Source organism: Vibrio sp. M260118 (assembly GCF_036533755.1).
Taxonomy (GTDB): domain Bacteria; phylum Pseudomonadota; class Gammaproteobacteria; order Enterobacterales; family Vibrionaceae; genus Vibrio.
In genome coordinates, this window is record NZ_JATABG010000127.1 from 1 (window position 1) to 8985 (window position 8985).

8 protein-coding genes and 1 pseudogene are annotated in these 8985 nt (G+C 46.6%); 8 read left to right on the forward strand and 1 reads right to left on the reverse strand.

The features are described from left to right. Positions 1-225, forward strand: a pseudogene (locus QTO00_RS09540) (C4-dicarboxylate ABC transporter); the annotation flags it as partial. On the opposite strand, the gene QTO00_RS09545 reads toward QTO00_RS09540, so the two are convergent. Continuing rightward, a complete protein-coding gene (locus QTO00_RS09545; protein WP_331424528.1) occupies positions 222-2090 on the reverse strand; it encodes a sigma-54-dependent Fis family transcriptional regulator in 1869 nt (622 codons plus the stop codon). The pseudogene QTO00_RS09540 and the gene QTO00_RS09545 overlap by 4 nt on opposite strands. A gap of 339 nt (positions 2091-2429) precedes the next feature. Between QTO00_RS09545 and QTO00_RS09550 the strand changes: the two genes are divergently transcribed. The 7 genes from QTO00_RS09550 (at position 2430) to QTO00_RS09580 (ending at position 8842) form a co-directional block, all read left to right on the forward strand. Continuing rightward, positions 2430-3518: an ABC transporter ATP-binding protein gene (locus QTO00_RS09550; protein ID WP_331424530.1), complete on the forward strand. Its 1089-nt coding sequence runs from the start codon at positions 2430-2432 to the stop codon at positions 3516-3518. A 5-nt stretch (positions 3519-3523) separates the two neighbouring features. Next, positions 3524-4624, forward strand: a complete 1101-nt coding sequence (locus QTO00_RS09555; RefSeq protein ID WP_331424532.1) for an ABC transporter ATP-binding protein — start codon at positions 3524-3526, stop codon at positions 4622-4624. Next, positions 4624-5487: a carbohydrate ABC transporter permease gene (locus tag QTO00_RS09560; protein WP_038205944.1), complete on the forward strand. Its 864-nt coding sequence runs from the start codon at positions 4624-4626 to the stop codon at positions 5485-5487. Before QTO00_RS09555 ends, QTO00_RS09560 begins: the two co-directional genes overlap by 1 nt. A gap of 16 nt (positions 5488-5503) precedes the next feature. After that, positions 5504-6322 (forward strand): carbohydrate ABC transporter permease, encoded by an 819-nt coding sequence (locus QTO00_RS09565; protein WP_038206170.1) that lies wholly within the window; start codon positions 5504-5506, stop codon positions 6320-6322. Between the two features lie 11 nt (positions 6323-6333). After that, entirely contained in the window at positions 6334-6606 is a 273-nt protein-coding gene (locus QTO00_RS09570; protein ID WP_038205941.1) for a DUF2160 domain-containing protein, read from the forward strand. 111 nt (positions 6607-6717) lie between these two features. After that, positions 6718-8436, forward strand: a complete 1719-nt coding sequence (locus QTO00_RS09575) for an ABC transporter substrate-binding protein (RefSeq protein WP_331424534.1) — start codon at positions 6718-6720, stop codon at positions 8434-8436. Between the two features lie 172 nt (positions 8437-8608). Further along, on the forward strand, positions 8609-8842 hold the full coding sequence (locus QTO00_RS09580; protein ID WP_331424535.1) for a helix-turn-helix domain-containing protein: 234 nt from the start codon (positions 8609-8611) through the stop codon (positions 8840-8842). Positions 8843-8985: the final 143 nt, after the last annotated feature.

An 8985-nucleotide genomic window follows, 5' to 3' on the forward strand; every position in this document is an offset into this window, starting at 1 on the left:
GGCTATGCCGCGTTTACTTTCCCTATGGTGATTGGCGCTACTGCTCTGTTCAAGCTCGCAGGCTGGATGGAGAGCCTAGACATCGCAGACAAATATGTTACTCAAATTCATTGGTTAGCAGGGTTTGAGCTGGTGGTCGCAACCTTAGTGGTGAGCTATGTCGCTTTTAGATACCTGTATTTTTACAAACCTGTAAGCAATGTATTGGGACTTGCCTCAAACTAACGTAGCCCTTGTTCCCTCAGCCGTTTATACAGCGTATTTCGGCTGATATTGAGATCCTTGGCTGTAGCTGAAACATTGCGGCCATTTTGTTCATAAACACTGAGCCAGTCGTCATGCTCTAACTCTGACTGAGTGGCTGGATTTAGTTGGCTGATATTGCTCGCTGCGATAGTAATTGGCTCAGGGTGATGCTCTTCAAGATCATGAAGGAAATCATCGGGTAAATGTTCCACGCTGATGGTTTCATCTCCAGCCATCGCAATGGCAATCTGAATCACACTGACCAACTGTCTGATGTTACCCGGCCATGGATGTGACTTAAACATAGCTAAAACTTCTAGGCTAATATTTGGCGTCTCACCTTCGATAGCGTATTTAGCCAGTAGGAATTGTACTAAGGCCTCTTTATCGGTGCGTTCTCTTAGCGCTGGTAACGAGAGGTTTAGACCTGTGACTCGGTAATACAGGTCTTGGCGAAATGTGCCTCTCTCTACATCTTGTTTTAAGTTGCGGTTTGTCGCGGAAACGAGTTTGAAATCAACAGGGTAGGACGTCGTTGAACCTAGCGGGGTGACCTTGCGCTCTTGCAGCACTCGCAGTAATCGTGCTTGAACGTTCATTGGCATGTCACCTAGCTCATCTAGAAACAGCGTCCCTTTGTCTGCTTTGCGGATTAGGCCGACATATCCCTTGTTGTTGGCTCCGGTAAATGCCCCTTTTTCATAGCCAAACAGTTCTGACTCTACCAGCTCTGCGGGGATGGCAGCACAGTTAACGGCAATCATAGGCGCGTGTTTTCGTTCACTAGACAAGTGTAGCGCGTTGACGAAGACCTCTTTTCCCACTCCAGTTTCACCATGAATCAAGATGGGGATCTCTGTGTTAAGAATGCGACTTGCTTGAGTGATTGCTTTGGCAAGTCGCGGATCGCCCATGTTCAAGCGTTCCAAGTCTAGAGGAGCTTTAGCATTGTTGCTTGACGGCTTAGGTATCGACTTACGATAGTCCAACTGGCGACCGATCGGTTTTTTCGGCGGGGTGATAATGCCAAAGAAGTTGAGTTGAGAGTGTGTGCTAAGTGCCGCTGGATTGAATGGAGGGTGTGACAGCAACTGTTCAAGCTTAATATCGAAAATTTGGTCTAGACGTTGTAGCGCCAGATCTTGCCCAATCACCACTTCTGCTCGGCGATTTGCAGAGATGATCACTCCATGTTCATTGAACACTAATAAAGATGACCACTGACTATCAATGTTTTCAGGCGCGGTGTTAAACCATAACAGGTAGTGGTCCGATTGAAACTTTGAGGCAATCAGTTGGTTTTCAATCGCCTGTGACATCAGCTTGACCATTCCCAATGTATGAGCTGTGGGCATATAAGCGTCACTTGATATCGACAGCACGCCGGCCATCTTCCTATCCGCATCAAACAGTGGTGCTGCGGAGCCAGTCATGAATCTATTTGACGTTAAAAAGTGTTCATCATGGAACACCTGAACAATCGAGCCTGTTTCAAGAGCTGTACCTATCGCGTTGGTGCCGATCAGGCCCTCTTGCCAGCTTACTCCATTTTGAAACACTTGTGGTTGTCTTTGAGAGAAGAAACGTTGTTCACCCCAACTGTTCAGCACTTGCCCATTGGTGTTTGCAAGCGTGATCAAGCAATTGCTGTTAGACAGCAAACTGTCGTAGAAAGGTAGGACTTTCTGTTGAGTGGTCGTCAGTAGTCCAGAGTGTTCATCAAGAGTGTGAGCAAATGTTTGCCCAGTCTCTATTTCTATTATCGGGTTACTGTTGTGTCCGAGCCCAGCTTCTCGGCAGCGAAGCCAAGAGTTCTCGATAATCGATTGGTGTTTTTTGTCCATAGCATTGGCCAATAGCAGCGATACATAGTGTTCTTAAGTAATTATTCTAATTGTTCGAATGTGAATGTTTATGATCACAAACGCTCATTTAACATACCACTCATCTGAACAGTTTGAACATCAAATGAACACATTTTATTAACAAATGTTACTGCCGTCTCATATATGAATTGACTGGAAAACTTGGTGTTTTAAAGATTTTTTATCCAAAGACTCGGGTGTATAAGGGCTGGAAAAGCGTGTTGTAAAATAATTGTTTCAATTTCTTTAAATTGGCATGACTCTCGCTCTATCGAACAATATCGAAAAAACATTTGTTCGAATGGTAAGGAGTTTTTAGTGTCACTAACACTTGAGCAGGTAAGCAAGTTTGTCGACGGAGAGATGCACATCTCGGATGTCAACCTGACCTTTCAACCTGGTTCGTTCAATGTGCTGTTAGGGCGCACATTGGCAGGGAAGACCTCGTTGATGCGATTGATCGCAGGTTTAGACAAACCCACATCAGGCAAGATTCTGGTTAACGGCGTGGACGTCACTGGTGTATCGGTGAGAGAGCGCAACATCTCTATGGTGTACCAACAGTTCATCAATTATCCCAACCTTAGCGTGTTTGAGAATGTGGCTTCACCACTACGTTTGGCTGGGATGCCAGAAAAAGAGATCCAAGAACGCGTTCACGCAACCGCAGAGATGCTGCGCATTACTGAACACTTGAACAAGCACCCGTTGGCGCTTTCTGGTGGGCAACAGCAGCGCACCGCGATGGCGCGTGCCTTAGTTAAAGACGCTGAAATCATCCTATTCGACGAGCCGCTAGTTAACCTTGATTACAAGTTGCGCGAAGAGCTGCGCCAAGAGATGCGCGAGCTATTTCAAACTAGACACACAATCGCAATTTATGCGACGACTGAACCGAATGAAGCGCTCGCTCTGGGAGGCACCACCACCATTCTCCATGAAGGTCGAGTGATTCAATCTGGTCCTACGGCTTCTGTGTATCATCAACCTGATAACGTTGACTCTGCGACCTTATTTAGTGAGCCACCGATTAATCTAATTTCTGGCTCTGTAACCAGCAATGAAGTCACATTCGATAAGAGTGCCCATTTCCCACTCAATCAATCATTAAGCAATTTAGAACAAGGGGAGTACCAGTTTGGCATCCGACCTAGCCACCTAAGTTTGCTGCCTAAAAATGATGATGATGTGGAGCTGACAGTTCAAGTCGAAGTGGCTGAAATTAGTGGTTCAGAGACCTTTCTTCATGTTCGCAATGGGCACTTGGATATGGTGCTGCACTTGGCAGGCGTGCACAGCTACGACGTGGATGAAACGATAAAGATCTACATCCCAATCCACAAATTTTATGTCTTTGGTATGGATCAGAATTTAATCCATGCCCCGATTCGTGATGTCAGGGGGTAGCGGTCATGGTTCAAATTACACTTAATTCTCTCGCGCATACCTATGACAAGAAGCCTACCGAGTCTTCTCCTTACGCGATTAAAGAGATGAATCACGTATGGAAACAGGGTGGGGCTTACGCACTATTAGGGCCGTCGGGCTGTGGTAAGTCGACACTGCTCAACATCATTTCAGGTTTGATGAGTCCATCTCAAGGGGACGTGCTGTTCGATGATATGCGAGTTAACGAACTTCGCCCGCAAGATCGTAACATTGCGCAGGTTTTCCAGTTTCCAGTGATCTACGACACCATGACGGTGTACGACAACTTGGCGTTCCCACTGCGCAACATGAAGGTTCATAAGGCCAAAGTTCACTCCAAAGTGACAGAGATTGCAGAAATCTTAGAGCTGACCAATGTGCTGTCGAAAAAAGCTCAGCATCTCACTGCTGATGAGAAGCAGAAAGTGTCGATGGGACGTGGCCTAGTTCGCGATGATGTCTCGGCGATTTTGTTCGATGAGCCGCTGACGGTAATCGACCCTCAATTGAAGTGGAAGCTGCGCCGCAAGCTTAAACAGATCCACCAGCAATTTAATATCACTATGGTGTACGTCACGCACGATCAGCTTGAAGCGTCGACATTCGCTGATGAGATTGCTGTGATGTACAACGGCCAGATTGTGCAATTTGGTACGCCAAGAGAACTATTCGAAAGGCCAAACCACACCTTTGTTGGCTACTTTATTGGCAGCCCAGGGATGAACTTAATGGAGGTCACGCCAACAGATAATGGCGTCATGTTTGATGGTGTCGAAGTGCCGCTATCAGAGTCCTACCGTCACGCCATTGCTCAAGCTAAAAGCACCAACGTCAAGATCGGTATTCGACCTGAATTTGTTCATGTTTGGGAGAAGGGCAATGAGTCCGCTCTACGCTCCGAAGTGCTGCACGTTGAAGATTTAGGTACGTACAAAATCGTCACCTTGCAACTGGGTAACAAGCAAATCAAGGCACGCTTGCAAGAGGACCAGCCAGTTCCGGAAAAAGAGGCATACATTAGCTTCCCTGAGCAATGGACCATGCTGTATGTCGATGAATTCTTAGTCAATGTAGGGGAAGAGTAATGGATAAGGTAGTAAACAACAAAGCGTGGTTCCTTGTTCTGCCGGTGTTTCTGCTGGTGGCATTCAGTGCCATCGTGCCTTTGATGACGGTAGTCAACTACTCACTACAAGACATATTTGATGCAAATACGGCCTATTTTGTTGGTACTGAGTGGTATCGAGAAACGCTTAATGACGAAAGGTTACACGGTGCGCTACTGCGTCAGTTCGGCTTTACCTTCACCATTTTGCTGATTGAAGTGCCACTAGGAATTATCGTTGCATTGACTATGCCAACCAAAGGTAAATGGTCAGCTTTCTGTTTGATTGTGTTGGCTATTCCTTTGCTGATTCCACTCAACGTTGTAGGCACGATTTGGCAGATCTTTGGTCGTGCAGATATCGGTCTGTTTGGCTGGGCACTCAATGAAATGGGCGTTGACTACAACTATGCAGGTAACCCGATAGATGCTTGGTTAACGGTGATTTTGATGGATGTTTGGCACTGGACGTCACTCATCGCACTGCTTTGTTATTCAGGGTTGCGCGCCATTCCCGATGCCTATTATCAAGCCGCGAATATCGACCGTGCGTCTACGTGGTCAATCATTCGTTACATCCAGTTGCCAAAGCTTAAGAGCGTGCTGCTGATTGGTATCCTGATCCGCTTTATGGATAGCTTCATGATCTACACCGAACCGTTCGTATTGACCGGTGGTGGACCGGGTAACTCGACCACATTCCTCAGCCAGACGCTAACAAAAATGGCGATTGGCCAGTTTGATATCGGTCCAGCGGCGGCATTTTCAATCATCTACTTCCTAATCATCTTGCTGGTGAGTTGGGTGTTCTATACCGCAATGACGCACGGTGAGAGTAAGTAAGGAAACTACAATGGCGATGACAAAATCTAAATACACCCGCTACACACAAATTGCAGGCTTAGCGCTATATATCATCTGTTTGATGCTGCCGATCTATTGGCTACTCAACATGTCTTTCAAAGAGAACCAAGAGATCTTAGGTGGCTTGAGCTTCTTTCCTGAGAACTGGACGTTTAAGAATTACGCGACCATTTTCTCTGATTCAAGTTGGTATATGGGCTACGTAAACTCGATTATTTACGTAGTGATGAACATGGTGATCACCTTAACCGTGGCACTACCAGCGGCGTATGCGTTCTCACGCTTTAAGTTTGTCGGTGACAACCATCTATTCTTCTGGCTGTTGACCAATAAAATGGCACCACCTGCGGTATTCCTGCTGCCGTTTTTCCAACTCTACTCCTCAGTTGGGTTGTTCGATACGCATATTGCGGTCGCGTTGGCGCACTGTCTGTTCAACGTGCCATTGGCGGTATGGATCTTAGAAGGATTCATGTCGAGCGTTCCACGTGAAATTGATGAGACCGCCTACATCGACGGTTACAGCTTTCCAAAATTCTTCGTCAAAATCTTTTTGCCGATGATCCGTTCAGGGATTGGGGTCTCGGCGTTTTTCTGTTTCATGTTCAGTTGGGTCGAGCTACTGCTTGCCAGAACGCTGACATCGGTTGATGCCAAGCCCATTTCTGCGGTGATGACCCGAACGGTCAGTGCTTCGGGTATTGACTGGGGCGTGTTAGCCGCAGCAGGTGTGCTGACCATTTTGCCAGGCATTTTAGTTATCTGGTTTGTTAGAAATCACGTTGCGAAAGGCTTCGCACTGGGTCGAGTTTAAGGAGAACACACATGGCTTGGATGGCTTGGACAACACCGTCGGCACTGTTCTTTATGGGCATAGCGCTGATTCTATTAACGATGACGATTTTAGAAATTCGTTCGCCATGCATTGTGCGTAAAGGGTTTCTACCAATAGCGACCACACGAGGTGATCGCTTGTTTATTGGCTTATTGAGCTCAGCGTTTATCCACTTGGGATTCGTAGGGTTAACAGAGCTTTCTATTTGGGTGCCATTTACCATCTGTGTAATTTGGCTAGGTACAGTTTTGAAGTGGGGATAAATACAACGACATGAACATGTGCTCACACTCAGGTAGTAGCTGGTTTAAGCGAGAGTGGGCGTACTCAATAACGTAAGAAACGAGAATACTCATAACTGGAGTTACACAATAATGAAAAAGGATATCAAAAAGTCTTACCTTGCACGTAGCTTAGCGCTGACTTTCGCGCTTGCAACACTTTCACCAGCAGCGTTTGCTGACATGGCGGCGGCGAAGAAATGGTTGAATGAAGAGTTCACGCCATCAACTCTGTCGCAAGAAGAGCAAACGCAAGAGATGCAGTGGTTTATCGATGCGGCGAAACCGTTCCAAGGTATGGAAATCAACGTTGCTTCTGAGACGATTACTACACACGAGTATGAAGCTAAAGTACTGGCGAAAGCTTTCTACGAAATCACTGGCATTAAAGTCAATCATGACCTGATTCAAGAAGGTGATGTGGTAGAGAAGCTACAAACTCAGATGCAGACTGGTCGCAACATCTACGATGGCTACATTAACGATTCCGACTTGATTGGTACTCACGTTCGTTACGGTAAGGTTGTACCAATTTCTGACTTCATTGCTGGCGAAGGTAAAAGCGTGACTAACCCATACCTAGACTTGCCAGATTTCATTGGTCTAGATTTCACCACTGGTCCTGACGGTAAACTATATCAACTACCGGATCAGCAGTTTGCCAACCTGTACTGGTTCCGTGCCGATTGGTTTGAGCGCGAAGACCTAAAAACTAAGTTTAAACAAGAGTACGGCTATGAGCTAGGTGTGCCTTTGAACTGGTCAGCGTATGAAGACATCGCTGAATTCTTCACTGATAAAGTGAAAACCATCGACGGCGAGCCAGTATACGGTCATATGGATTATGGTAAGAAAGATCCATCACTAGGTTGGCGTTTCACTGACTCGTGGTTCTCTATGGCTGGTGCCGGTGACAAAGGGATTCCAAACGGTTTGCCAGTGGATGAGTGGGGCATTCGTATCGAGGGGTGTAAACCAGTCGGCTCAGATGTCGCTCGTGGTGGTGCAACCAATGGTCCAGCAGCGGTTTACGCAACAACTAAATACGTTGATTGGTTGAAGCAGTACGCGCCGCCAGAAGCTCAAGGTATGACGTTTGGTGAAGCGGGTCCGGTTCCTGCTCAAGGTTCTATCGCGCAGCAAATATTCTGGTACACCGCCTTTACTGCGGATATGACCAAGCCGGGGCTTCCAGTTGTAAACGAAGACGGTACTCCGAAGTGGCGTATGGCTCCATCACCACGCGGCCCATACTGGGAAGACGGCATGAAGCTAGGTTATCAAGATGCTGGCTCATGGACATTCCTCAACAGTACACCACTGGATCGCCGCCAAGCAGCGTGGTTATACGCTCAGTTTGTGGTATCGAAATCAGTGAGTTTGAAGAAGACATTGGTTGGTCTAACGCCGATTCGTGAGTCTGATATTAACTCTCAAGCAATGACAGATGCAGCGCCTAAGCTAGGTGGTCTGGTCGAGTTCTACCGTAGTGATGCTCGTAAGCAGTGGACGCCAACAGGTACCAACGTTCCTGACTATCCAAAACTTGCGCAGCTATGGTGGCAATACGTATCTGAAGCGGCAAGTGGTGAGAAAACACCTCAAGAAGCTTTGGACGGCCTAGCAAAAGCACAAGATCGCGTACTTCAGCGTCTAGAGCGTAGTGGAGCACAAGGTGAATGTGGCCCGCAGCTTAATCCGAAGAAAGATCGTGAGTACTGGTTGTCTCAACCAGGTGCACCTAAAGCGAAACTGGCTAACGAGAAGCCACAGGGTAAAACCATCGCTTATAAAGATCTGATCGCTCAATAAGGTCTAGAACTTTATCCTCCCTCTACCCGCTCTTGTTTGTTTAAGGCTTGAGCGGGTATTTTTTACATTGCCTTTGAGCTCGCAAGTTTATGGTATGTGACGCATAGTCCGTGGACTTATAAGTCACCCTTTCGCACGATAAGTTATCCTTTGTTTAACCTATTTGAGTATTGTGGAAGAGCAAAAACTGATAACTTTTGGCGAGCATATTAGACACCTACGCCATAAGAAGAGTATAAGTCAAGAAGAGCTCGCAGCAAGGTGTGGCCTTGATAGAACCTACGTAAGTGGCATTGAGCGTGGCAAACGTAATATTAGCTTGCTAAACCTATTTAAACTTGCACATGGATTAGAAATCGAAGCTAAAGAACTTCTCGATTTTACTGATGGTGACTGCCATGAGTAATCGCGCTTTTTATCAATCTTCCCTCGATAACTTTCTAACCCAAACAGCACAGTCAATTGTTGGTGAAATCACCGCAAAGCATACTCAAGATCTCAAGTATCAACAGACCAAAGCTTGGAGTGAGCAGGTGAGGATCTTACAGG